Below are 23,071 nucleotides of genomic sequence, written 5' to 3' on the forward strand. Positions count from 1 at the left end.
GAAATGGCGAAACTCCGAAGATCCAAACGAGACTCTCCGGAACGATGCGGACATTCTGCCCTCTTAGGCCTCGTTGTTCAGACCTTCCCTAACAGCACGTAACGAGCAGTCGTCACGTGGCTGTGGACGGCGCGCTCAGAACCGGAAAGTACGCGCGGTACATGCCGCACCGAGCACCGCCCTCACCCGCCTGGCGGTGAGCACAGTCGGTTTGTTAGATGCTCTTACTGGCGCCCCACGCTCTGCACCACATGCAGGCGCCGCAGCCGGCGCATCACTTCGGCCAGATGGCGGCGGTCGCGTACCTGGATATTGAAGCGCAACACCGCCGCATTGAAGTCGCGGTCCAGGTAATCCACACGTTCGATATTGGATTTGCTTTGCGCGATCGCTGCGGCCAACTGCGCCAGCACGCCGGTGCGGTTTTCCACTTCCACCACCAGCGCGGTGTCGTAGTCGCCGGTGACGTTGGAATCCCAATCGATCGGTACCCAGCGCTCGGGCGATTTGCGCAGCTCGGCCAGGTTGGGGCAATCCAGACGGTGCACCACGATGCCCTTGCCGGCGGTGTGGTAGCCCATGATTTCGTCGCCGGGAATCGGCTGACAACAGTTGGCGAAACTGATCACGCCGCGCTCGCTGCCGTCGATCAGGATCTTTTCGTGCGAGTGCTTGGAGTGCCCGCCGCCGCGCAATTCCGCGTACGCCATCAAGGCCTGTGCGGCCTGGGTGGGCATCCAGTTGCCTAATGCGACGTCGGCCAGCAACGCTTCCAGGCGCGGGTAACGGTGTTCGTTGAGGAAGGCATCCAGCCGGCCCTTGGGCAAGCGTTCCAGCGAAGAGTCCATCGCTTCGAGCGCGCGATCGAGCATGCGGTGGCCCAGCTGCACGGCATCTTCGTGTTCGAGCTGCTTGAGCTGGTGGCGGATCGCGGTGCGCGCCTTGCTGCTGACCACAAACTCCAGCCACTGCGGCTTGGGCGTGGCCGAGCGCGCGGTGATGATTTCTACCGCCTGCCCGCTGACCAGCTTGGTGCGCAAGGGCACCAGCTTCTTGTCCACGCGCGAGGCCACCGCGCGGTTGCCCACGTCGGTATGCACGGCGTAGGCAAAATCCAGCGCAGTGGAATTGCGCGGCAACGCCAGGATCTTGCCCTTGGGCGTAAACAGGTAGACCTCGTCCGGGAACAGGTCCACCTTGACGTTGTCCAGGAACTCCAGCGACGAGCCTGCAGCGCGCTGCGAGTCGATCAGCTCCACGATCCAGTCGTGCGCACGGCTCTGCGCACTGTTGGGCGAGGTCGAGCCGACCTTGTAGGTCCAGTGCGCGGCCACGCCGCGTTCGGCGATCAGGTCCATTTCTTCGGTGCGGATCTGCACTTCGATCGGCGAGCCGTAAGGGCCGAACAGCACTGTGTGCAGCGACTGGTAGCCATTGGCCTTGGGAATCGCGATGAAATCGCGGAAGCGCCCGTCCAGCGGCTTGAAGGTGGCATGCACCGCACCGAGTGCGTGATAGCAATCGGCCACGGTGCGCACCACCAGCCGGAAGCCAAACACGTCCATCACCTGGTCGAAGGATTTGTTCTCTTCGTGCATCTTGGAATAGATGCTCCAGGGCGTCTTGATGCGGCTGACCAGCCGGTGTTCCAGCCCTTCCTTGGCCAACCGCTGCGACAGTTGCACTTCCACCTGCGCCATCGATTCGCGCCGCACCACCGGCTGGCTGCGGATATGTTTTTCGATGATGGCGTGACGCCACGGATACAGCGCGCGGAAGCCCAGGTTCTGCAACTCGGACTTGATCAGGCTCATGCCCAGCCGCTGGGCGATGGGTGCGTAGATTTCCAGGGTTTCGCGCGCGATGCGGCCGCGTGCCTCGGTGCTCTGCGCGCCGAGCGTACGCATGTTGTGCAGGCGGTCGGCGAGCTTGATCATGATCACGCGCAGATCGCGCGACATCGCCAGCAACATCTTGCGGAAGCTTTCCGCCGCCGCTTCCTGGCGGTCGCGGAACTTGAGCTTGTCCAGCTTGGTGACGCCGTCGACCAGCTCTGCCACCGCTTCGCCGAATTCGGACGCCAGTTCTTCGCGCGTCAGCGGCGTGTCTTCGATGGTGTCGTGCAGGATCGCGGCGATCAGCGATTCCATGTCCAGGCCCAGCTCGGCGAGCACGCCGGCCACCGCCACCGGATGGGTGATATAGGGCTCGCCGGACTTGCGGGTCTGGCCGGCATGCGCAATGGCGCCGACTTCCCAGGCACGGCGCAGGATCGGCAGCTGCTCCTTGGGAAGGTAGCTGGCCGCGCGTTCGAGGTGCAGGACGTAGTCGGGGATGGCCGGGTCGGAAGACGGGGACGTCGCCACGGTCGCCTGGGCAGTGGGGCCTGGGTTCATGCGCGAAGACTATGCCAGTGGCCGGTTTGCGGCAACGCGGCATGCGCGCCGCACGCGCTGGCGGCAGGTGATCGGGCGCGGCACGACCGCTCCACGCCAGCCGCAGCGGCCACAGGCGCAAGACCTGCAACTTTGCCCAGCGCAGCGATATTTGCCCGACTGCTACACTCCGGCCCGTATCGCCCCAGGGACCCCACCCATGCACGCTCCGCCCGACCTGCTGATCTTCGACTGCGACGGCGTGCTGGTCGATAGCGAGCCGTTGGCGTGCGCGGTACTGGCCCAGGCACTGCAACAACACGGCGTGGACATCGATATCGACGGGGTCCAGCAGTACTTCCTTGGGCGCAGCCTGGGCAGCGTGCGCGCGCATGTGCAGACGCTGGGGCGCACCCTGCCGGACACCTTCGAGCGCGACCTCAATGCCGCATTGCTGGCCCGCTTTGGCACCGAGTTGCAGCCGATCCCTGGCGTGGCCGCGCTGCTGGACGCAGTGCAGACACCGCGGTGCGTGGCCTCGTCCAGCCATCTTGAGCGTGTGCGCCTGTGCCTGCAGGTCACCGGCCTGGCGGGGCATGTCGGTGCGCACATCTACACCGCCGAGCTGGTCGCGCGCGGCAAGCCTGCGCCGGACCTATTCCTGCTCGCCGCCGAACGCATGCAGGTGGCGCCCGCGGCCTGCCTGGTGATCGAAGACAGCCCCAGCGGCGTGCAGGCCGCATGCGCGGCCGGGATGCAGGTGTGGGGATTCACCGGCGGCGGCCATCACCGCGCAAGCGCTGCGGCCGCCGCGCTGCTCGTTACCGCAGGCGCATCACAGGTGTTTGCAGACATGCCGGCCATCGCCACCGCACTGGGCGCCATCGGCACCAAGCGCCTGGGCACTACGTTAGGCTGAGACTTCCACGCAGACAGATGTGACGATGGCCAACCCCGATAACGACACCAGCCGACTCGATGCCGCAGCCAGAGCGGGCTGGCTGTACTACATCGCCGGCAACACCCAGGACGAGATCGCGCGCAAGCTCAAGGTCTCGCGCGCCACCGCGCAGCGCCTGGTGTCGTTGTGCCTGAGCCAGCGCTTGATCACCTTCCGGCTGGAACATCCGATCGCCGCCTGCATGGATCTTGCCGCACAGTTGCAGGACCGCTTCGGCATGCGCTATTGCGAGGTCGCGCCCACCGATCCGGCCGACCCGCATCTGGTCACCGGCGTCGCCGAACGCGCGGCAGCGCTGCTGGAATCTACCTTGCGCAGCGATAGTCCGAGCATCATCGGCATCGGCACCGGCCGTGCCATGCGCGCGGCGGTGGAGCGCATTCCTGCGATGCAGACGCGCAATCATCAGCTGGTTTCGCTGGTCGGCAACATTTCCCCGGATGGCTCGGCCAGCCCGTTCGACGCAGTGGCGCGCCTGGCCGATCTGACCGGCGCGCAGCACTACCCGATGCCGCTGCCGGTGTTTCTGTCCTCGCAGGAAGAACGCGAAATGCTGCTGGGGATCGAAGCAGTGCGCCGGGTCCGCGCGATCGCTGCAAAGGCCGATCTGCGCCTGGTCGGTGTCGGCCAGCTCGATCAGACCGCACCGCTGCATGTGGATGGCTTCATCAGCCGCACCGAACTGCTGGACCTGATCCGGCTGGGCGCGGTGGGCGAAGTGATCGGCTGGGCGCTTACCGCAGCCGGCGACATCATCGATGCAGGCACCAACCTGCGTTTGACCAGCGTGCCGCATCCGGTGCCGGCCACCAGCCTGTCGATCGGCGTGGCCGTGGGCAACGCCAAGGTTGGCCCGATCAAGGCCGCGCTGAAGGGCCGCATCCTCAACGGCCTGATCACCGACGAGCACACTGCCAAGGCCTTGCTCGCCAGCTGAGCGGCGCAATCGCAGCGGGCGTGATGGCAGTTCATTGCTGAGATTTTCCGGCATGCGCGGGCACCTTGGCGTGCGCTGCGATGCTGCGCTGCAAGATCGAAAGTGCTTTACAGCGTGGCGAGGTCATGGGCATATGCGCACCACACGGGCATTTGCTCAACCAACCTCAAGCTGAGGCACCGGTATGAACACTTCGATCAAGACCCTGATCTGCGCGACACTGAGCGCATCACTGGCGGCATGCGGCGGAGGCGCGAACGACAGCGACGCTGCGTCCAAGCAGGACACCCTGGTCATCGCCACCGTCAACAACGGCGACATGATCCGCATGCAGAAGCTGACCTCGGATTTCACCGCCACCCATCCGCAGATCAAGCTTGAGTGGGTCACCCTGGAAGAGAACGTGCTGCGCCAGCGCGTCACCACCGACATCGCCACCAAGGGCGGCCAGTTCGATGTGCTGACCATCGGCACCTACGAGGTGCCGATCTGGGCCGAGCGCGGCTGGCTCAAGCCGCTCACCTTCGATGCGGACTATCAGGTGGACGATCTGATCCCGCAGATCCGCGATGCGGTCAGTCACAAGGGGCAGCTGTACGCAGCGCCGTTCTATGCCGAAGGCTCGATGCTGATGTACCGCACCGACCTGCTGCAGAAGGCCGGCCTGAGCATGCCGACGCAGCCGTCGTGGAGCTTCGTGGCCGAAGCCGCCCGCAAGATGACCGACAAGCAGGCCGGCATCTACGGCATCTGCCTGCGCGGCAAGGCCGGCTGGGGCGAGAACATGGCCTTGATCAGCTCGATGGGCAATGCCTTCGGTGCGCGCTGGTTCGACGAACAATGGAAACCGCAGTTCGACCAGCCGGAATGGAAGGCCGCACTGCAGACCTATGTGGATGTCATGAAAGACGCCGGCCCGCCGGGTGCTGCGTCCAATGGCTTCAACGAGAACCTTGCGCTGTTCACTGCAGGCAAGTGCGCGATGTGGGTTGATGCCACGGTGGCCGCATCGTTCATCAGCAACCCGAGCGAATCCAAGGTGTCGGACAAGGTCGGTTTTGCCGCGGCGCCGGATGCCGGCAAGGGCAAGACCACCGGCTGGCTATGGGCCTGGAATCTGGCCATCCCGGCAAGTTCGAAAAAAGCCGACAAGGCGCAGGCATTCATCGCCTGGGCCACCAGCAAGCACTACACCGAACTGGTGGCCGGCAAGGAAGGCTGGGGCAATGTGCCGCCGGGCACGCGCCAGTCGCTGTACGCCACGGCCGAGTACCTGAAAGCCGCCCCCTTCGCCAAGCAGACGCTGGCCGCCATCCAGGGCGCCGACACCCATCACCCCACGGTCAAGCCGGTGCCTTACGTCGGCGTGCAGTACGCGGCCATCCCCGAGTTCCAGTCGATCGGCACCACGGTGGGCCAGCAGTTTTCCGCGGCGCTCACCGGCTCGATCAGCGTGGATGAGGCATTGAAGAACGCGCAGGCCGCCACCGAGCGCGAGATGCAGCGGGCCGGCTACCCCAAGCGCTAAGCGCAGCGCTCGCTAGGTTTTATCAGCTGCTCCAAGTACAGGTCCGTTGGGCCGGGCACCCTGCCCGGCCCGCCTGGCCACAGCCATGCTCCGGCGTCACGGCGCCGCACCTTCCCACGAGGCAATCGATGAAGATCAGGCACACCACACCTGCGCTGACGATGTTGCTCGCTAGCCTGGCCTGCACACAGGCCAGCGCCCAGGCATTCGATCCGGACAAACACATCGGCGGCGACTGGGGCGGCCTGCGCAGCAAGCTGGCCGATGACGGTATCCAGTTCAAACTGGCGCACTTCAGCCAGACCGCCCACAACACCTCCGGCGGACTCCGCGAGCGCACCGCCTATGCCGACCAATTCTTTCTGGGCGGGTACTTCGATCTGGAACGGCTGTGGGGCTGGTCCGGCGCCGATTTCAAACTGGAGATCACCAATCGCAACGGCGAGTTGATCAACAACACCGCCGGCATCCCCACGCTATTGCAGTCGCAGCAGATTTTCGGACGCGGCGATGTGACGCGCCTGACCCAGTTCTCGCTGACCCAGCGCCTGTTCGACGACAAGCTGACGCTGAAAGCCGGCCGCCTGTATCCCAGCGCCGATTTCTTTGCGCTCAACTGCAACTACCAGCACCTGACCTTCTGCAGCGGCGGCTCGTCCAACTACATCAGCAACAACTGGTATGGCGACCCGCTCAGCGCCTGGGGCGGCGTGGTCACTTTCAGCCCGGACAAACGCTGGTTTTTCCGCGTTGGCGGCTACGATGCCAACCCGCAGAACCGATCCACCGACCAAGGCCTCAAGCTCGGCACCTCCGGCGACGACCACGGCACCCTGCTGGTGGCCGAAGTGGAGTACAAGCCCGACTACGGTAACGGCATCGATGGCGACTACCGCATCGGTGCGACCCGCAACAGCAACGATCAACTGCGCGTCTACACCCGCTCGGGCGTGCCGACCAGCCTCGGCACCGATCCGGCCGCGCTGCAGGACACCGATCGCGCGTTCTACGCCAATTTCGAACAACAGGTCACCAGCAATGGCGCCGGGGGCGGCTTGCGGCTGTTCGCAAGCGTCATCGATGCCGACGACGAGGTCAGCACCGTGGGCCAGGTGCTTGCCATCGGCGGTTTCTGGAAAGGACTCTCCGCTGCGCGGCCCAACGACCGCATCGGCGTGGCCGTCGGCCGCAATGCGCTCAGCGAGCGTTTGCGTGCGGCGCAAACCCGCTACAACCAGCGCTTGCCCGCAGGCACGGCGGCCATTGGCGTGCAGCGCTACGAATACCCCATCGAGCTCAATTACAACATCGCCGTCAGCCGCGGGATCGAAGTCATGCCCAGCGTGCAGTACATCCGTCATCCGGGTGGACTGGATGGCGACAACGCCACCATTTTCGGCCTGCAGGTCAGCCTGAACTTCTGACGCCCCACCGGCGGTGCGTTCGGCGCGTATCCCTGCGTCGGCGCATCCGGCCACTGCCATGCACTGCAGGCGCGCTGCCTGCCTCCACCTTTGGACCTTGCCGATGGCCACCCATCAAACGCAAAAACTCGCACGGTTCCTGATCGCCCCGTCGATCGTGCTGTTGCTCGCCTGGATGATCGTGCCGCTGGCGATGACGGTGTGGTTTTCCACGTTGAACTACAACCTGCTCAACCCGGAACAGACCTTTGTCGGGCTGGGCAATTACCGCTACTTCCTGGGCAACCCGGCGTTTCTCTCTTCGCTGGGCAATACCTTGTTGCTGGTCGGCTCGGTACTGGCGATCACGGCCGTCTTCGGCGTGCTGATCGCGCTGCTGCTGGACCAGGTGTTCGTGGGGCGCCGCATCGTGCGCTTGATGCTGATCGCGCCGTTCTTCGTGATGCCGACGGTGAGTGCGCTGATCTGGAAGAACCTGCTGATGCATCCGGTGTCCGGGCTGTTGGCGTGGCTATGGCAAAGCGTTGGCCTGACCCCGATCGACTGGTTCACCCAGTACCCGATGTTCTCCATCATCGTCATCGTGGCCTGGCAATGGTTGCCGTTTGCGGTGCTGATCCTGCTGACCGCACTGCAGTCGTTGGATGAAGAACAACAGGAAGCCGCGCTGATGGATGGCGCCGGTGCGTTCGACCGCTTCTTCCATCTGACCCTGCCGCATCTGGCGCGCCCGCTGACCATCGTGGTGCTGATCGAAACCATCTTCCTGCTCACCGTGTTCGTGGAGATCTACGTCACCACCGGCGGCGGGCCCGGCCTGCAGACCACCAACCTGGCGTACCTGATCTACTCGCAGGCACTGCTGCAGTACGACGTGGGCGCCGCATCGGCAGGCGGATTGATCGCCGTGGTGCTGGCCAATATCGCGGCCATCTTCCTGGTGCGCATCGTCGGCAAGAACCTGGAGACCTGAGATGGCACGTCGTACGTCCACGTTGCAACTCCTCGTCACCACGGTTGCCGCATGGGTGGTCGGCGGCGTGATCTTCTTCCCGATCCTGTGGATGCTGCTGACCAGCTTCAAGACCGAGGTCGATGCGTTTTCCAGCCCGCCCAGCTTCGTGTTCTTCCATTGGACACTGGAAAACTACGTCACCGTGCAAGGACGCAGCGACTACTTCGCGCATGCCTGGAATTCGGTGGCGGTCTCGCTGGGGTCCACCCTGATCGCGCTGGTCATCGCCATCCCTGCCGCGTGGTCGATGGCGTTCTCGCCCACCAAGCGCACACGCGGGATTCTGCTGTGGATGCTATCCACCAAGATGCTGCCGCCGGTGGGCGTGCTGGTGCCGATCTACCTGCTGTACCGCGACTCCGGGCTGCTGGAAACGCAGCTGGGCCTGATCATCGTGCTGTGCCTGAGCAACCTGCCGATCATGGTCTGGATGCTGTTCAACTACTTCAAGGACATCCCCAAGGACATCCTGGAAGCGGCGCGCATGGATGGCGCCACCATCGGCAAGGAGATCCTCTACATCCTGGCGCCGATGGCGGTTCCCGGCATCGCGTCTTCGCTGCTGCTCAACGTGATCCTGGCCTGGAACGAGGCGTTCTGGTCGTTGAATCTGTCCTCCTCGCAGGCCTCGCCGTTGACCGCGTTCATCGCCTCGTATTCGAGTCCGGAAGGCCTGTTCTGGGCCAAGTTGTCGGCCGCCTCGACGATGGCCATCGCGCCGATCCTGGTGCTGGGCTGGTTCTGCCAGAAGCAGCTCGTGCGCGGGCTCACCTTCGGCGCGGTGAAGTAGATCACTCAACTTTGATAGGTGGTTCATGGGACGCATCACGCTGCAAGGTGTCAGCAAATCCTTCGACGACACACAGGTCATCCATGGCGCGGATCTGGAGATCGACGACGGCAAGTTCGTGGTCTTCGTCGGCCCCTCCGGCTGCGGCAAGACCACGTTGTTGCGCTTGATCGCCGGGCTGGAAGACGTCAGCGGCGGGCGCATCCTCATCGACGGCCAGGACGTGACCGGTCTGGCGCCGGCCAAGCGTGGCTTGTCGATGGTGTTTCAGTCGTATGCGCTGTATCCGCACATGAGCGTGCGCAAGAACATCGCCTTCGGCCTGAAGATGGCGCGCGTGCCCAGTGCCGAGATCGAGCGCCGCGTGGCGCAGGCGGCTACGGTGCTCAACCTCACCGAGTATCTCGACCGCAAGCCCGGGCAGTTGTCCGGCGGCCAGCGCCAGCGCGTGGCGATCGGCCGCGCCATCGTGCGCGAGCCCAAGGGCTTTCTGTTCGACGAACCGCTCTCCAATCTGGACGCGGCCTTGCGCGTGCAGATGCGCCTGGAAGTCACCCGCCTGCAGAAGCAGCTCAAGACCACTGCGGTGTATGTCACCCACGACCAGGTCGAAGCGATGACCATGGCCGACGAGATCGTGGTGCTGCAGGCCGGACGCATCGAACAGGTCGGCACGCCGCTGGAGTTGTACGAGCGCCCGGCCAATGTATTCGTGGCCGGCTTCATCGGCTCGCCGCGCATGAATCTGCTGCAGGGCGAGGTAGCCGCGCGCCACGGCGCGGTCACGCTCGGGGTGCGCCCGGAGCACATCGCCGTGCAGCGCGGCAGCCCCGCAACCGGCACCGGCGATGCCTGGCAGGGCAGCGTGATCCAGGCCGAGCATCTGGGCAGCGACACCTTCGTGTACGTGGAGATCCCCGGCGTGGGCACGGTCGATGCGCGTTGCACCGGCGATCTGCGCGTGCACGTCGGCGAAACGGTGACCCTGGTCCCCGACCCGCAGCACCTGCACCGCTTCGACGCGCAGCAACAGGCCATGCGCTGAGCGCGCTCCATCCCAAACCTCCCTCCCCCTCGTTGCTCCCCCGTTTTCGTTCCTCCCCCACGATCAAGACCAGCAGGAGACATGCCGATGTATCTGGACAAGTTCAAACTCGATGGCCGCGTGGCGGTCGTCACCGGCGGCGGCCGCGCGATCGGCCTGGCGATTTGCGAGGCGCTGGCCGAAGCCGGCGCCAAAGTGGTCATTGCCGATCACGATGCCGCTGTGGCCGAGCAAGGCCTGGCCACCCTGCGCAGCAAGGGCCTGGACGCGCAGATCGTGCAGATGGACGTGACCGATTCGGCACGCGTCACCAGCGTTGCCGATACATTGAACGCCCGGTTCGGCAAGGTCGACATCCTGGTCAACAACGCCGGCATCGCCCGTAGCCAGACCCCGGCCGAAACGGTCACCGACGAGCACTGGCTCAACGTCATCGACGTCAACCTCAATGGCACGTTCTGGTGCTGCCGTGCGTTCGGCAAACACATGCTGCAAAGCGGCGATGGCGTGATCGTCAACGTCGGTTCGATGTCCGGCTTCATCGTCAACAAACCGCAGGCGCAGGCCTACTACAACGCCTCCAAGGCAGCGGTGCATCACCTGACCAAATCGCTGGCCGCCGAATGGGGCGCACGCGGCGTGCGCGTCAATGCCGTCGCGCCGACCTATATCGCCACGCCACTCAATGCTTTCGTCAAGGAAGACCCGGCGATGTACGACGCCTGGATCGGCGGCACGCCGATGGGACGGCTGGGCGAAGTGGAAGAAATCGCCTCGGTGGCGCTGTTTTTGGCCTCTCCTGCCGCCAGCCTGATGACCGGCAGTATCGTGCTGGCCGACGGCGGCTATACCTGCTGGTAAGCCATGCAACCGACCAACGAGGCGATCTATATCGGCGTGGACGTGGGCACCGGCAGCGCCCGCGCCGGGCTGTTCGACGCGCGCGGCCAGTTGCTCGGCACCGCGCGCCATGCCATCCAGACCTGGTACCTGCCCGGCGAGATGGTCGAGCAGTCCTCCGCAGACATCTGGCAGGCCTGCGTGCAGGCGATCCGCGCCGCGCTGGCGCACACCGGCGTGGACGTCGCGCGGGTGGCGGGCATCGGCTTCGATGCCACCTGCTCACTGGTGGCGGTGGCCGCCGACGGCGGGCCGGTGTGCGTCAGCCCCAGCGGCCAGGCCGACCGCGATGTGATCGTGTGGATGGACCACCGCGCCATCGCCCAGGCCGCGCACATCAACGCCACCGACGAGCCGGTGCTGCGCTATGTCGGCGGGCAGATCTCGCCGGAAATGCAGACCCCCAAGCTGCTGTGGCTCAAGCAGCACCTTCCCGACAGCTACGCGCGCGCGGCGCACTTTTTCGATCTGGCCGACTGGCTGAGCTGGCGCGCCACCGGCAGCACCGCCCGCTCGCTGTGCACGGTGACCTGCAAGTGGACCTACGTGCAGCACGACGGCGGCTGGAGCCGGCGTTACTTCGAACGCATCGGCCTGGCCGACCTGCTGGACGATGCGGCGGCGCGGATCGGCAGCGAGGTCGTGCCGCCGGGCACAGCGCTGGGCCAGGGGCTTTCGGCGCAGGCTGCCGACGAATTGGGCCTGCGTGCCGGCATCGCGGTGGGCGCGGCGTTGATCGACGCGCATGCCGGTGCCATCGGCACGCTCGCCAGCCCGTCCGCAGATGGCCAGCAGATGCCGATCACTGCGCGATTGGCCTATATCTTCGGCACCTCGGCCTGCGTGCTGGCCAGCACCCAGACGCCCTGCTTCACGCCCGGGGTTTGGGGGCCTTACGGCTCCGCACTGGTCCCGGGGCTATGGCTCAACGAAGGTGGCCAATCCGCCGCCGGCGTGGCAATCGACACCCTGGTGCGCTCGCATCCGGGCTATGCCGACGCCAACGCACAGGCGACCGCCGCAGGCCAGGATGTGCTGCAGTGGCTGGAAGAACGCGTGCTGGCGCGCGTCGGCAGCGCGTCCCAGGCCGCCGTGCTGGCGCGCGGGCTGCATGTGTTGCCGGACTATCTGGGCAACCGCTCGCCCGATGCCGACCCCAATGCCCGCGCGATGATCGCCGGGCTGACCATCGACCACGACCTGCAAGGTCTGGAAGCGCTGTACGTGGCCGGCGTCTGCGGCCTGGGCTACGGGCTGGCCGAGATCATCGATGCGCTGCGCGCGCAGGGGGTGAGGTTCGACAGCGTGATCATGAGTGGCGGCGCCAGCCACAGTCGCCTGGTCCGCCAGCTGATGGCCGATGCCTGCGGCGTGCCGGTGCAGGTCGCGGCCACCGCCGAACCGGTGCTGCTGGGCAGCGCAATGCTGGCCGCAGTGGCCAGCGGTGGCTTTGCCGATCTGCCGGCAGCCATGTCGGCGATGAGCGGCCTGGGCGCGAGCACTGCCGCGACGCCGGTGCCCATCGCGCGCCTGCATGCCGCGAAGCGACGTGGCTACCAGGCCATGCAGGCGCTGGACCGAAGCCTGCGTCATGAGATGGCGCAGCTGCCGGCGGACGACCGCCGCTGACGCCTGCGGCGCGCGAACACCTGCCGCTTGGCGGCAGGTGGGGAAGGCGCATGTCCACCAGCGTTGGTTAACGGCGTTGGACCGGCAGCTGTGCTGCGCGGTGCCCTGACTGCCGGCGCACGACCACGATCATTCAACTGATTGCGCCTCATCCCCAAAACGCAAACAGCCCGCACAAGGCGGGCTGTCTGGACATCGTCATCGTCGGCCACCGTAGTGGCGGCTGACGATCAGTCGTCGTTCTTGGACATGTCTTCGTCGGCGACCACTTCGGCGGCGGCCCATTCCAGCGCTTCGCGCTCGGCACGCTCGCGTTCGGCCTTCTCGACTTCATCGATCAGCGCGTTGTCGATCCGGCGGGCAGCGATCTCGCGCAGCGCCATCACGGTGGGCTTGTCGCTGGCGTCTGCGTTTTCGATCAACGGCTGCACGCCGTTGGCGAGCTGACGGGCGCGCTTGGAGGCCATCATGACCAGCTCGAAACGGTTGTTCACGACTTCCAGGCAATCTTCTACGGTAATGCGGGCCATGCGGGCTCCCGGCGACCAGCAACGGCCGCGCATCGAATGAGGGAAAGGGGGCGAAGTGTACGCCGGCGGCGCTGGGCGGGCAACCGGCGGCCATTCAGTTTGCTTTGGAATCAGCCACTTGGACCACATCGACCACCCCACACCAGCGCCCCGGTGCGCAGAACACCCTTGCAGGTCCGGCCGGTCAGCCGCCAGCCCAGGTCATTCACACCTGCACGCATGCCGGTCGTCGACCTGCCGCGCTTGGCGTCGGAGCAACCGCTGCGGGCAGCGCGCATCACGCGCGTGCAAGCGCCCACCCGGCGGGCTCAGTCCAGCAATGCCTGGATCAAGCCGGCATGCCGCTGCTGCTGGGCCTGCCGACGCAGCCGGCTGGCAGTGAAGATGGCGCACATCTCCGAGACCGCGGTGTCGAAGGTCTCGTTGATGATCACGTAATCGAACTCTTCGAAATGCAGCATTTCTTCGCGTGCGGCGGCCAGCCGCTGCGCCATCACGTCTTCGCTGTCCTGCCCGCGCTTGCGCATGCGCTCGTCCAGCGCCTGGCGCGACGGCGGCAGGATGAACACGCTCACCGCATCGGGCACTTTCTGGCGGACCTGGCGTGCGCCCTGCCAATCGATCTCCAGCAGCACATCGTGGCCGGCGGCCAACTGCGGCTCCACCGACTGCCGTGCGGTGCCCTTCCAGTCGCCATACACCAGCGCATATTCGAAGAAGTCGCCCGCTTCGATCATGCCCTGGAACTCGTCTGCCGACACAAAATGGTAGTGCTCGGCATGCCGCTCGCCCGGCCGCGGCGCGCGCGAGGTGAACGAGATCGACAGCGCGATCTTCGGGTCGCGCGCCAAGGTGGCGTTGACGATGCTGCTCTTGCCGGCGCCCGAGGGGGCCGCAACGATATAGAGGGTGCCGCGCATTTTAGGGAATAGGGAGTCGAGAATAGGGAATGGGGCACCGCGCGGAGCAAGCAGGCCGTGGGGAATCGTACCTGCTTTGACGATTCCCCATTCCCGATTGCCTATTCACGGCTATTCGATGTTCTGCACCTGCTCGCGAATCTGATCGATCAGCACCTTCAGATCCACCGCGGCGTTGGAGGTGCGGCTGTCCACCGACTTGGAGCCCAGCGTATTGGCTTCGCGGTTGAACTCCTGCAGCAGAAAGTCCAGCCGGCGGCCGACCGGTTCGCGCTGCTTGAGCACGCGGCGGATTTCGGAAATGTGGCTGGACAGACGGTCCAGCTCCTCGTCCACATCGAGCTTCTGCAGCCACAGCACCAGTTCCTGCTCGGCGCGGCCCGGGTCCACCGGATGCGGCAGATCGGCCAGGCGTGCCGCCAGCTTGGCGCGCTGTCCCTCGCGGATCGCCGGGATCAAAACGCGCACCTCGGCGGCGATGCGTTCGATCGCATCCACACGCTCGCTGATCGCCTCGGCCAGCTTGCCGCCTTCGCGCTCGCGCGCAACCACAAAACTGTCGACCACTTCGTCGAGCAAGGCCAGCGCCTGGGCCTGCAGCGCGGGCGCATCCACGTCCTGTACCTGCAACACGCCGGGCAGCTGCAGCAGATCGGTAAAGCCCACCTGCAACTTGGGAAACAGCCCGTCCAGCCGCGTGGCCAGCGCACCCAGTTCCTGCAGCAGCGATTCGTTGACCGCCAGCGTCTGTGCGTTGTCCGGCGCGCGCAAGCGCAGCGTCAGGTCCAGCTTGCCGCGGCTGTTCTTGGCTGCCACGCGTTCGCGCAGCAGCGGCTCCAGCGCACGCAGTTCTTCGGGCAGGCGCACGCCCACTTCCAGAAAGCGGTGGTTGACCGAGCGCAGCTCGCAACCAAGCGTGCCCCAGGGCGTGATGCGTTCGCCGCCAGCAAACGCGGTCATGCTTCGGATCATCGTCAATCCCGTGCCGTCAAAGCGCGAATGGTACCCTAGCCGCCCACACCGGCCGGCTGCTGCCCGCCGTGCATTGGCGCCAAGACCCACCTCCCGACTTCCGGACTCATCGCATGACCTTTTCCCGTCCCAGCGGCCGCATGGCCGATCAGCTGCGCCCGGTGCGCATCGAACGCTCCTTCACCCGCCATGCCGAAGGCTCGGTGCTGGTGAGCTTCGGCGACACCCGCGTGCTGTGCACCGCCAGCGTGGAAAACCGCGTGCCGAACTTCCTGCGCGGCAAGGGCGAAGGCTGGGTCACCGCCGAATACGGCATGTTGCCGCGCTCCACCCACACTCGCTCCGACCGCGAAGCCGCACGCGGCAAGCAGGGCGGGCGCACGCTGGAAATCCAGCGCCTGATCGGCCGCGCCTTGCGCGCCTGCGTGGATCGCAACGCACTGGGCGAACGCACCATCACCCTGGACTGCGACGTGCTGCAGGCCGACGGCGGCACCCGTACCGCGGCGATCACCGGCGCCTACGTGGCGCTGGCCGATGCGGTGAACCTGCTGCTCAAGCGCGGCGACATCAAGAAGCATCCGTTGATCGGCGCCGTCGCTGCGGTGTCGGTGGGCATCTATCGCGGCGAGCCGGTGCTGGATCTGGATTACCCGGAAGACAGCGACTGCGACACCGACATGAATGTGGTGATGAACGATGGCGGCGGCTTCATCGAGCTGCAGGGCACCGCCGAAGGCCACGCGTTCCGTCGCGACGAACTCAATGCGCTGCTCGCCCTGGCCGAAAAGGGCATGGGCGAACTGTTCGCACTGCAACGCGCTGCACTGGCCGGATGAGCCGGCGCATTGCCCTGACCACGCTGCTGGTCGCCGACTACGATGCGGCCATTGCCTGGTACACCGGCGCGCTGGGCTTCCAGGTGCTGGAAGATCGCGCGCTGGGCGACGGCAAACGCTGGGTGGTGATCGGCCCGGGCAGCGCGCAGGACGCCGGCTTGCTGCTTGCGCAGCCGGCCGACGCCGCGCAGCAGGCGCGCATCGGCGACCAGACCGGTGGGCGGGTGGATCATTTTCTCTACACCGACGACTTCTGGCGCGACCACGCGGCAATGCAGGCGTTTGGCATTGAATTTCTGGAAACCCCGCGCGAAGAACCGTACGGCACGGTCGTGGTGTTCCGCGATCTGTACGGCACCAAGTGGGATTTGCTGGAGCCCAAGCAATGAAACAACTGGTCCTGGCCAGCGGCAACGCCGGCAAGCTGGAAGAACTGCGCGCGATGCTGGCCGCACTGCCGCTGCGCATCGTCGCGCAAGGCGAACTCGGAGTGGAAGACGTGCCGGAAACCGGCCTGACCTTCGTCGAGAACGCGCTGATCAAGGCACGCCATGCCAGCGCTGTCACCGGCCTGCCCGCGCTGGCCGATGACTCCGGCCTGATCGTCGATGCGCTTGGCGGTGCGCCCGGTTTGTACAGCGCGCGCTACGCCGGCAGCCCTGCCAATGCGCAGGCCAACAACGCCAAGTTGCTCGATGCCATGCGCGATATACCCGCCGAACGCCGCAGCGCGCGTTTTTACGCGGTGATCGTGCTGCTGCGTCACCCGGAAGATGCGCAGCCGCTGATCGCCGAAGGCAGCTGGGAAGGCGTGATCACCACGCAACCGCGTGGCGATGGCGGCTTTGGCTACAACCCGGTGTTCCTGGACCCCGTCTACGGCCTGACCGCAGCGGAAATGGACAGCGAGCTGAAAAACCGCCTCAGCCACCGCGCAGTGGCGCTGGCCACGCTGCAGCACAAACTACACGCGCTCGCGCTGTAACGGACGACCTCACGCAGTGCCCGACCTGATCCCGCCCCCGCTCTCGCTCTACGTGCACCTGCCCTGGTGCGTGCGCAAATGCCCGTACTGCGATTTCAACTCGCATGCGGCCAAGGGCGTATTGCCGTTCGAGGACTACGTAGATGCATTGATCCGCGACCTGGATGCGGATCTGCCGCTGGTATGGGGACGCGTGGTGCATTCTGTGTTCTTCGGTGGCGGCACGCCCAGCCTGTTTCCGGCCGAGGCGATCGACCGTTTTTTGCAGGCCGCCGCGGCGCGGCTGCGGTTTGCGCCGAACCTTGAAATCACCCTGGAAACCAACCCGGGCACGGCCGAACACGGCCGCTTCGAGCACTACCGCGCGGCCGGCGTGAACCGGCTGAGCTTCGGGGTGCAGACCTTCGACGATGTGGCATTGCAGCGGCTGGGTCGCATCCATGACAGCGCCGACGCCGAGCGCGCGATCAAGCTGGCGCAGGATGCCGGCTACGACAATTTCAATATCGACCTGATGTATGCGTTGCCCGAGCAGACGCTGCTGCAGGCCGAGCACGATCTTGAGCGCGCCTTCGCGCTGCAGCCCACGCACATGTCGCACTACCAGCTCACGCTGGAACCGAATACGGTGTTCTTCGCGCGTCCGCCCAAGGGCATTCCCGACGACGATGCTGCCTGGGATATCCAGGAACATTGCCAAGCGTTGCTCGCCGACGCCGGCTACGCGCAGTACGAAGTCAGCGCCTACGCCAAACCCGGGCGACAGTGCGCGCACAACCTCAATTACTGGCGCTTTGGCGATTACCTGGGCATCGGTGCCGGCGCGCACGGCAAGATAAGTTCCGGCGCCGAGCAGCACGTGCTGCGTCGCTGGAAGCACAAGCACCCGCAACCCTACCTGGCCAGTGCCGGCACCGCCGCGTCGATCGGCGGCGATGAAGTCGTGCCGCGCGAGCGCTTGCCGTTCGAATACATGCTCAATCTGTTGCGACTGCACGAAGGATTTCGCCTGAGCGATTTCGAGGCATCGACCGGCCTGGCTGCCGCGGCCATCGCTGCGCCGGTGGCGCGTGCGGTGGCACAGGGGTGGTTGATCGAGCAGCACGGACGTGTGGTGCCCACCGAACTGGGCCGCCGCTTTACCAACGATGTGGTCGAACTGTTCCTGAGCTGACCGCGCACGTCGCCATGCAGGCGTTGTCGGCAGCACGTTGATACGACAGCTGGCAACGCTGCAGCTAAAAAGGCGCACGCTCCTGCCGACGCACACGCACAGACAGCGACGCATCGACTGCCGGCGCCCCATAGGGTCGCTGGGCAGTGGGAAAACATGCTACATAGCTCACGCTTCGCATCGAGCCCACCCTCCCGGATGTCCACGCCCGTTTCCTCCCTGCAGCCCACACTCAGCGGCCCGATCGCCGAGGCACCCGTGTCCGCGCGTGGCCGTCGCCTGCTGGGCATGCTGCATGCGCACTGCGTGCAGGCGCTCAATGGCCCGCTGCGGTTGACCATCGTCGAGCTGGAGCGCGCCCTGCTGCACAGGGCCGAACATGCGCGCAACAGCCAGATCCAGGCCGATACCTACGCGCAGATGCGTGGGCTGCGCGATCACATCGACCACTTTCCGCAGCTGTTCCTGCAGCATCTGGCGCAGGATCTGGCAACGCTGCGCGATCGCCCAAGCCTGACACCGCCGGCCGAGACCGCAGCCCAGCCGCAGATGCTGACCCTGGTGGAAGACACCGATATCGACCGCGATATCGTGCTCAGCGAGATCGCCCGCCGCGAAACGGCACGCCGTGCCGATGCGCTGCAATTGCTGGCACAGCGGCTGGCGGTGATCGGCGCGGTGCCGGAGTTCGAGCTGGACGCCTTGCCGCTTGGCCCCTACGCGCTGTGCCGGATCGTGCGCGAGTGCGGCCAGCTGCTGGGCCTCAACCTGGATGGGCAGCTGGCGTTGTACAAGGTGTTCGAGCACCAGGTGATGGATCGCCTGGGCGACCTGTACGAAAGCGCCAACGTCACCCTGGCGCAGGAAGGCATCCTGCCCGGGCTGATCTACCACCCGTATCTGGTCAGACCCACGCAGGTGCAGACACGTCGCACCTTGCCGGACAGCGCAGGCGCTCCCAGGAACGCTGCAACCTCTGGCACGCCCGGCGCCGCGCAACCCGGCGCGCGCCCGGCCACCGCATGGGCAGGCCAATCCGCGCCAACCGCATGGCAGAGCGCGCTACTCGATGCGCACGGTACTTCCGCGGTTGCGCCCACCGCATCGACAAGCGCGCAATCGACCTCACCCGCACTGGACGACGTGGCACATGCGCTGGGCGGCCTGATGTCCTCGGCCCGCCAGGCGCAGGCCGCGGGCGGCGCTGCTGCGCATCAGGGCGGCACGCCGGGCAGCCTGGTGCAGGCCGCCGCTGCACAACCGTCTGTACAGTCCTCTGCGCAGCCCTCCGGCCCTGCCCCGGTCAGCGTCCCCACGGCGGCGCTCGGCGAGGCGCTGGCCAGCCTGCAGGGCGCACTGAGTGCGCAAGCAGCGGCAACCCCACAGGCCGCCGGCATCGATGCGGTACAGCGTCAGGTGCTGGCGCTGTTGCGCGCCGAGCACGGCACGCAGGCCGCGCTATCGCCGCAGGACAACGACACCTTCGACCTGCTCGGCCTGCTCTACGCGCAGATGCAGCGTGAAGTGCGCGAGCACACGCCTGCGCAGGCCCTACTCGCCAAGCTGCAGGTGCCGGTAGTGCGCGCCGCGTTGGCCGACACGCACTTCTTCGTGCGCGACCAGCACCCGGTGCGCGAGTTGCTCAATACCGTGGCCGAGTCCGGCGCGGTGTGGCTGGGCGACGACGACGTCGACCCGCAGCTGTTGCACAAGCTCGGCAGCGCGGTCGACAAGATCGTCAACGACTACCAGGGCGACGAGGCGGTGTTTGCGGCCGCCAACGACGACATCCAGAGCCATCTGCGCAACCTGGCGCGCAAGGCCGAGGTGGCCGAACGCCGGCACGTGGATGCCGCACGCGGCAAGGAACGGCTGGAATCGGCCAAGCAGCAGGCGCAGGCGCGCATCGAGCAACTCTGCGAAGACAGCGCGCCGCCGCGCTTCGTGCAATCGCTGCTGCGCCAGGCGTGGTCGGACGTGCTCACGCTCACCCTGCTGCGGCAAGGCGAGCAATCGCCCGAATGGGACGAGCGCCAGGCCCTGACTGCGCGCATCGCCGAAGTCACCTGCAGCAGCAAGGGCTTGCCGACCGACGTTGCGCTGGGCACCGACGTCGAAACCGCGTTGCTGCAGGTCGGCTATCACCACGATGAAGCGGCTGCGATCGCGCGGCGTCTGTCCACGCCCGGTGGCGACGATGAACTGACCTCGCGCACCGAGCTCACCGCCAAACTCAAGGCGCGCGCGCGGCTGGGCGACCAGGGCGACACCGCCGCGCGCAAGCCGGCCATCACGCCGCGAACGCCGGACGAGGACGCCTGCTACATGCAGCTGCGCAGCCTGCCTTTCGGCACCTGGTTCGAATTTGTGATCAATCAACAAGGCGACCTGCGCCGGCAGCGCCTGTCCTGGTACAGCCCGATGACCGGCAACGCGTTGTTCGTCAATCAGCGTGGCCAAAAACTTGGCGAGCAATCGCTGGATGGTCTGGCGCGGCTGATGGCCAGCGGCCAGGCACGCTTGCTGGTGGAAGAAAAATCGCGACTGATCGACCGCGCCTGGCATGCCACCGTGCGCACGCTACGCAGCCTGGCCGGGCACTCCCCCACCGAGGCCTCCGCATGATCCAGGACACCCGCCGCGCCCCGCGCCGCCAGCCCAGCGACATGGTGCCGGTGGTCGACATGCTCAGCGACGCGCAGATCGGCCGGGTCGGCAACGTCTCCGAAACCGGCATGCTGCTGCTGGCCTCGGTTCCGTTGCACGACGATGCGCTGTATCAGCTGCGTTTCAGCCTGCCCGAGCGCATCGGCCGCGCCACCGAAATCGATGTCGGCGTGCATCTGCTGTGGTCCGAAGCCGCACATGCGCCCGGTCAGGCCTGGGCCGGCTTTCGTTTCCTGAGCATGTCCGAGCCGCATCGCCTGCGCCTGCGCGCCTGGATCGCCGAAGAACACATGATCGGCTGACCGATTCACAGGCTTTGCGGCAAACTTGTGGCCTGCCTTGCATCGCCGATCGAGTTCCGCATGACCCAGCCTTCCATGAGCCGCCTGTATTCCGACCACCTGCGCACGCTCAGCGCGCGCGCCGATGAAGCATTGCAGCGCGGCGGCTTCGATCACCTGGTGGTGCCCAGCGGCACCACGCACTACCAGCTGTTCGACGACCGCGATTACCCGTTCGCGGTTAACCCGCAGTTCAAGACCTGGGTGCCGCTGACGCGCATTCCCAACAGCTGGCTGATCTACACCCCGGGCCAGCGCCCGACGGTGCTCTTCTATCAACCGTTCGACTACTGGCACGTGGTGCCCGACGCCCCCAGCGGCTGGTGGGTGGAGCATTGCGACATCCACATCATCCGCACCCCGGACGAGGCGTTGAAGCTGCTGCCCGCGCGCAGCGCACGCTGCGCCATCCTCGGTGAAGCGCAGAGTGCATTGGGCGCCTACGTGCCGAACAACCCGCAGCCGGTCATCGATTACCTGGACTATCAGCGCGCCTTCAAGACCTCGTACGAACTGGCGCTGATGCGCATCGCCCAGCAATTGGCGGTGCGTGGGCACCGCGCGGCCGAAGCGGCGTTTCGCGCTGGCCAGAGCGAATTCGGCATCCATATGGCCTACTGCGCGGCCGTGGGCCAGGACGCCAACACGCTGCCGTACGGCAACATCATCGCGCTCAACGAACATGGCGCAGTGCTGCACTACACCGAACTGGGCCAGCACGCGCCGCAGCCGCTGCGCAGCTTTCTGATCGACGCCGGCGCGTCGGCAGACGGTTACGCAAGCGACATCACCCGCACCTATGCCGCCGACCCCGGCAGCGAGTTTCAGGCGTTGATCGACGCCGTCGATGCCGCACAGGTGCGCATGGGCCAGAGCGTGCGCGCCGGGGTGGATTACAAGCAACTGCATGTGGACGCGCATCTGGCCCTGATGGGCATCCTCAAGGATTTCGGCATCCTCACCGTGTCGGCCGAAGCCGCACTGGCCACCGGCGTCAGCGCCGCGTTCTTCCCGCACGGCCTGGGCCACCTGATCGGCCTGCAGGTGCACGATGTGGCCGGCTTCGCCGCCAGCGACCGCGGCGGCCGCATCGAACGCCCGGCAGGCCACCCGTACCTGCGCCTGACCCGCGTCCTGGAACCGGGCATGGTGGTGACCATCGAGCCAGGCGTGTATTTCATCGACATGCTGCTGGACGAGGTCAAACAGAACGGCCACGCCGCCAGCGTCGACTGGCAGCGCGTGGAGCAGTTCAAGCCCTACGGCGGCATCCGCATCGAAGACGAAGTGGTGTGCACCGACGACGCACCGGAAAACCTGACCCGCCCGGTGTTTGCCGCACCCTGATCAGCACAGCACGGAGCATCGCCATGAACGATCCACGCCAAACCTCGCACCCCGACCACCCGATGTACCAGCAGATCGAACGCGGCGTGCATGCGATCGACGCCGCGCACGGCCGCGCTCCAGACCAGACCAGTGCGCGACTCACTGCCGCCTTGCTGCCATTGGCGAAGGAAGGCGGGCTCTCGCGCGTGGATCACGTGTTGATGAGCGAAGCGAACAAGACCGGCGTGCAAGGCGGCGAAAACGTGTTCGTGGTGCAGGGCGACCCCGCCAACCCGGCACATCTGCGCGCGCACATGAACACCGCGCAGGCACTGGCCACGCCCGAAGAACAGTCATTCGAGCGGGCGCGGCAGATCGCCGCACCTGGCGACGCACTGCAACAGCCAGAGCGCACGCAGACACCGCAGCTGGGCTAGTGACACTGCCGGCGCGTCGTGCTTACGCCGCGTCAGGCAAGGTCACCTCGACGGCGCATGCGCTGGTTGGAAGCACGCTCGGCGCGAATCATTGAGATCGACTCACACAACGTAGCGAGTCATCGTCAGGTGGATGAGGACGACGCACTCAGAAACGAAGTGCACGAGCGCTACATGCCGCACCGAGCACCAGCCAAGCCCGCATAGCTACTGCACAGTCGTCTTGTTGGCTGCTCCAAGTCCATCGCGCATCTTGAGTTGCGTGTGCGGTTA

The 23,071-nt window shown here is 66.0% G+C and carries 21 protein-coding genes and 2 other RNA genes; 17 read left to right on the plus strand and 6 right to left on the minus strand.

The annotated features are described in order from the left end of the window. Positions 1-86: 86 nt before the first annotated feature. A non-coding RNA gene (locus XdyCFBP7245_RS16440) (sX9 sRNA) lies at positions 87-163 on the minus strand. 61 nt (positions 164-224) lie between these two features. Next, positions 225-2,396, minus strand: a complete 2,172-nt coding sequence (locus tag XdyCFBP7245_RS16445; protein ID WP_104616618.1) for a RelA/SpoT family protein — start codon at positions 2,394-2,396, stop codon at positions 225-227. 199 nt (positions 2,397-2,595) lie between these two features. Here XdyCFBP7245_RS16445 and XdyCFBP7245_RS16450 point away from each other — a divergent pair, with 199 nt between their 5' ends. The 9 genes from XdyCFBP7245_RS16450 to XdyCFBP7245_RS16490 all read left to right on the plus strand — a co-directional run bounded on the left by XdyCFBP7245_RS16450 (position 2,596) and on the right by XdyCFBP7245_RS16490 (position 12,604). Further along, positions 2,596-3,294 carry an HAD family hydrolase gene (locus XdyCFBP7245_RS16450; RefSeq protein WP_104616619.1) on the plus strand — a complete coding sequence of 233 codons (699 nt, stop codon included), beginning with the start codon at positions 2,596-2,598 and terminating at the stop codon, positions 3,292-3,294. Between the two features lie 25 nt (positions 3,295-3,319). Further along, the gene (locus XdyCFBP7245_RS16455) at positions 3,320-4,273 is read left to right on the plus strand and encodes a sugar-binding transcriptional regulator (RefSeq protein WP_104616620.1); all 954 of its coding nucleotides are present in this window, start codon (positions 3,320-3,322) and stop codon (positions 4,271-4,273) included. Between the two features lie 184 nt (positions 4,274-4,457). Further along, positions 4,458-5,801 carry an ABC transporter substrate-binding protein gene (locus XdyCFBP7245_RS16460; protein ID WP_104616621.1) on the plus strand — a complete coding sequence of 448 codons (1,344 nt, stop codon included), beginning with the start codon at positions 4,458-4,460 and terminating at the stop codon, positions 5,799-5,801. 128 nt (positions 5,802-5,929) lie between these two features. Beyond that, complete coding sequence (locus tag XdyCFBP7245_RS16465) at positions 5,930-7,225, plus strand: carbohydrate porin (protein ID WP_104616622.1); 1,296 nt, start codon at positions 5,930-5,932, stop codon at positions 7,223-7,225. Between the two features lie 103 nt (positions 7,226-7,328). After that, positions 7,329-8,198: a carbohydrate ABC transporter permease gene (locus XdyCFBP7245_RS16470; protein WP_104616667.1), complete on the plus strand. Its 870-nt coding sequence runs from the start codon at positions 7,329-7,331 to the stop codon at positions 8,196-8,198. A gap of 1 nt (position 8,199) precedes the next feature. Continuing rightward, positions 8,200-9,030, plus strand: coding sequence for a carbohydrate ABC transporter permease (locus XdyCFBP7245_RS16475; protein ID WP_104616623.1), 831 nt, complete (start codon positions 8,200-8,202; stop codon positions 9,028-9,030). A gap of 25 nt (positions 9,031-9,055) precedes the next feature. Then, positions 9,056-10,075, plus strand: coding sequence for an ABC transporter ATP-binding protein (locus tag XdyCFBP7245_RS16480; RefSeq protein WP_104616624.1), 1,020 nt, complete (start codon positions 9,056-9,058; stop codon positions 10,073-10,075). A gap of 81 nt (positions 10,076-10,156) precedes the next feature. Beyond that, positions 10,157-10,936 carry an SDR family NAD(P)-dependent oxidoreductase gene (locus tag XdyCFBP7245_RS16485; protein WP_211287720.1) on the plus strand — a complete coding sequence of 260 codons (780 nt, stop codon included), beginning with the start codon at positions 10,157-10,159 and terminating at the stop codon, positions 10,934-10,936. Between the two features lie 3 nt (positions 10,937-10,939). Further along, entirely contained in the window at positions 10,940-12,604 is a 1,665-nt protein-coding gene (locus tag XdyCFBP7245_RS16490; protein WP_104616626.1) for an FGGY-family carbohydrate kinase, read from the plus strand. A 230-nt stretch (positions 12,605-12,834) separates the two neighbouring features. Here the strand turns inward: XdyCFBP7245_RS16490 and rpoZ are convergent, their stop codons facing one another. The 3 genes from rpoZ to XdyCFBP7245_RS16505 form a co-directional block, all read right to left on the minus strand. Continuing rightward, positions 12,835-13,134 (minus strand): DNA-directed RNA polymerase subunit omega, encoded by a 300-nt coding sequence (rpoZ, locus tag XdyCFBP7245_RS16495; protein WP_002812428.1) that lies wholly within the window; start codon positions 13,132-13,134, stop codon positions 12,835-12,837. A gap of 308 nt (positions 13,135-13,442) precedes the next feature. After that, positions 13,443-14,054 (minus strand): guanylate kinase, encoded by a 612-nt coding sequence (gene gmk, locus XdyCFBP7245_RS16500; protein WP_104616627.1) that lies wholly within the window; start codon positions 14,052-14,054, stop codon positions 13,443-13,445. A 111-nt stretch (positions 14,055-14,165) separates the two neighbouring features. After that, positions 14,166-15,026 carry a YicC/YloC family endoribonuclease gene (locus tag XdyCFBP7245_RS16505; protein WP_055848598.1) on the minus strand — a complete coding sequence of 287 codons (861 nt, stop codon included), beginning with the start codon at positions 15,024-15,026 and terminating at the stop codon, positions 14,166-14,168. A 113-nt stretch (positions 15,027-15,139) separates the two neighbouring features. Here XdyCFBP7245_RS16505 and rph point away from each other — a divergent pair, with 113 nt between their 5' ends. The 8 genes from rph to XdyCFBP7245_RS16545 all read left to right on the plus strand — a co-directional run bounded on the left by rph (position 15,140) and on the right by XdyCFBP7245_RS16545 (position 22,798). Beyond that, positions 15,140-15,865 carry a ribonuclease PH gene (gene rph, locus XdyCFBP7245_RS16510; protein WP_104616628.1) on the plus strand — a complete coding sequence of 242 codons (726 nt, stop codon included), beginning with the start codon at positions 15,140-15,142 and terminating at the stop codon, positions 15,863-15,865. Beyond that, positions 15,862-16,254, plus strand: coding sequence for a VOC family protein (locus tag XdyCFBP7245_RS16515; protein ID WP_104616629.1), 393 nt, complete (start codon positions 15,862-15,864; stop codon positions 16,252-16,254). Before rph ends, XdyCFBP7245_RS16515 begins: the two co-directional genes overlap by 4 nt. Next, positions 16,251-16,850 carry an RdgB/HAM1 family non-canonical purine NTP pyrophosphatase gene (gene rdgB, locus XdyCFBP7245_RS16520; RefSeq protein WP_170068684.1) on the plus strand — a complete coding sequence of 200 codons (600 nt, stop codon included), beginning with the start codon at positions 16,251-16,253 and terminating at the stop codon, positions 16,848-16,850. Before XdyCFBP7245_RS16515 ends, rdgB begins: the two co-directional genes overlap by 4 nt. A gap of 16 nt (positions 16,851-16,866) precedes the next feature. Continuing rightward, entirely contained in the window at positions 16,867-18,024 is a 1,158-nt protein-coding gene (gene hemW, locus XdyCFBP7245_RS16525; RefSeq protein ID WP_104616631.1) for a radical SAM family heme chaperone HemW, read from the plus strand. 198 nt (positions 18,025-18,222) lie between these two features. Continuing rightward, on the plus strand, positions 18,223-20,649 hold the full coding sequence (locus XdyCFBP7245_RS16530; RefSeq protein ID WP_104616632.1) for a DUF1631 domain-containing protein: 2,427 nt from the start codon (positions 18,223-18,225) through the stop codon (positions 20,647-20,649). After that, a complete protein-coding gene (locus XdyCFBP7245_RS16535; protein ID WP_104616633.1) occupies positions 20,646-20,993 on the plus strand; it encodes a PilZ domain-containing protein in 348 nt (115 codons plus the stop codon). The genes XdyCFBP7245_RS16530 and XdyCFBP7245_RS16535 overlap by 4 nt, the downstream gene beginning before the upstream one ends. 60 nt (positions 20,994-21,053) lie before the next feature. Then, the gene (gene pepQ, locus XdyCFBP7245_RS16540; protein ID WP_104616634.1) at positions 21,054-22,379 is read left to right on the plus strand and encodes a Xaa-Pro dipeptidase; all 1,326 of its coding nucleotides are present in this window, start codon (positions 21,054-21,056) and stop codon (positions 22,377-22,379) included. Between the two features lie 23 nt (positions 22,380-22,402). Further along, complete coding sequence (locus XdyCFBP7245_RS16545) at positions 22,403-22,798, plus strand: XVIPCD domain-containing protein (RefSeq protein ID WP_104616635.1); 396 nt, start codon at positions 22,403-22,405, stop codon at positions 22,796-22,798. A gap of 99 nt (positions 22,799-22,897) precedes the next feature. On the opposite strand, the gene XdyCFBP7245_RS16550 is transcribed toward XdyCFBP7245_RS16545, so the two are convergent. Beyond that, a non-coding RNA gene (locus XdyCFBP7245_RS16550) (sX9 sRNA) lies at positions 22,898-22,974 on the minus strand. Positions 22,975-23,071: the final 97 nt, after the last annotated feature.

Source organism: Xanthomonas dyei, assembly GCF_002939865.1.
GTDB classification, from domain to species: Bacteria; Pseudomonadota; Gammaproteobacteria; order Xanthomonadales; family Xanthomonadaceae; genus Xanthomonas; species Xanthomonas dyei.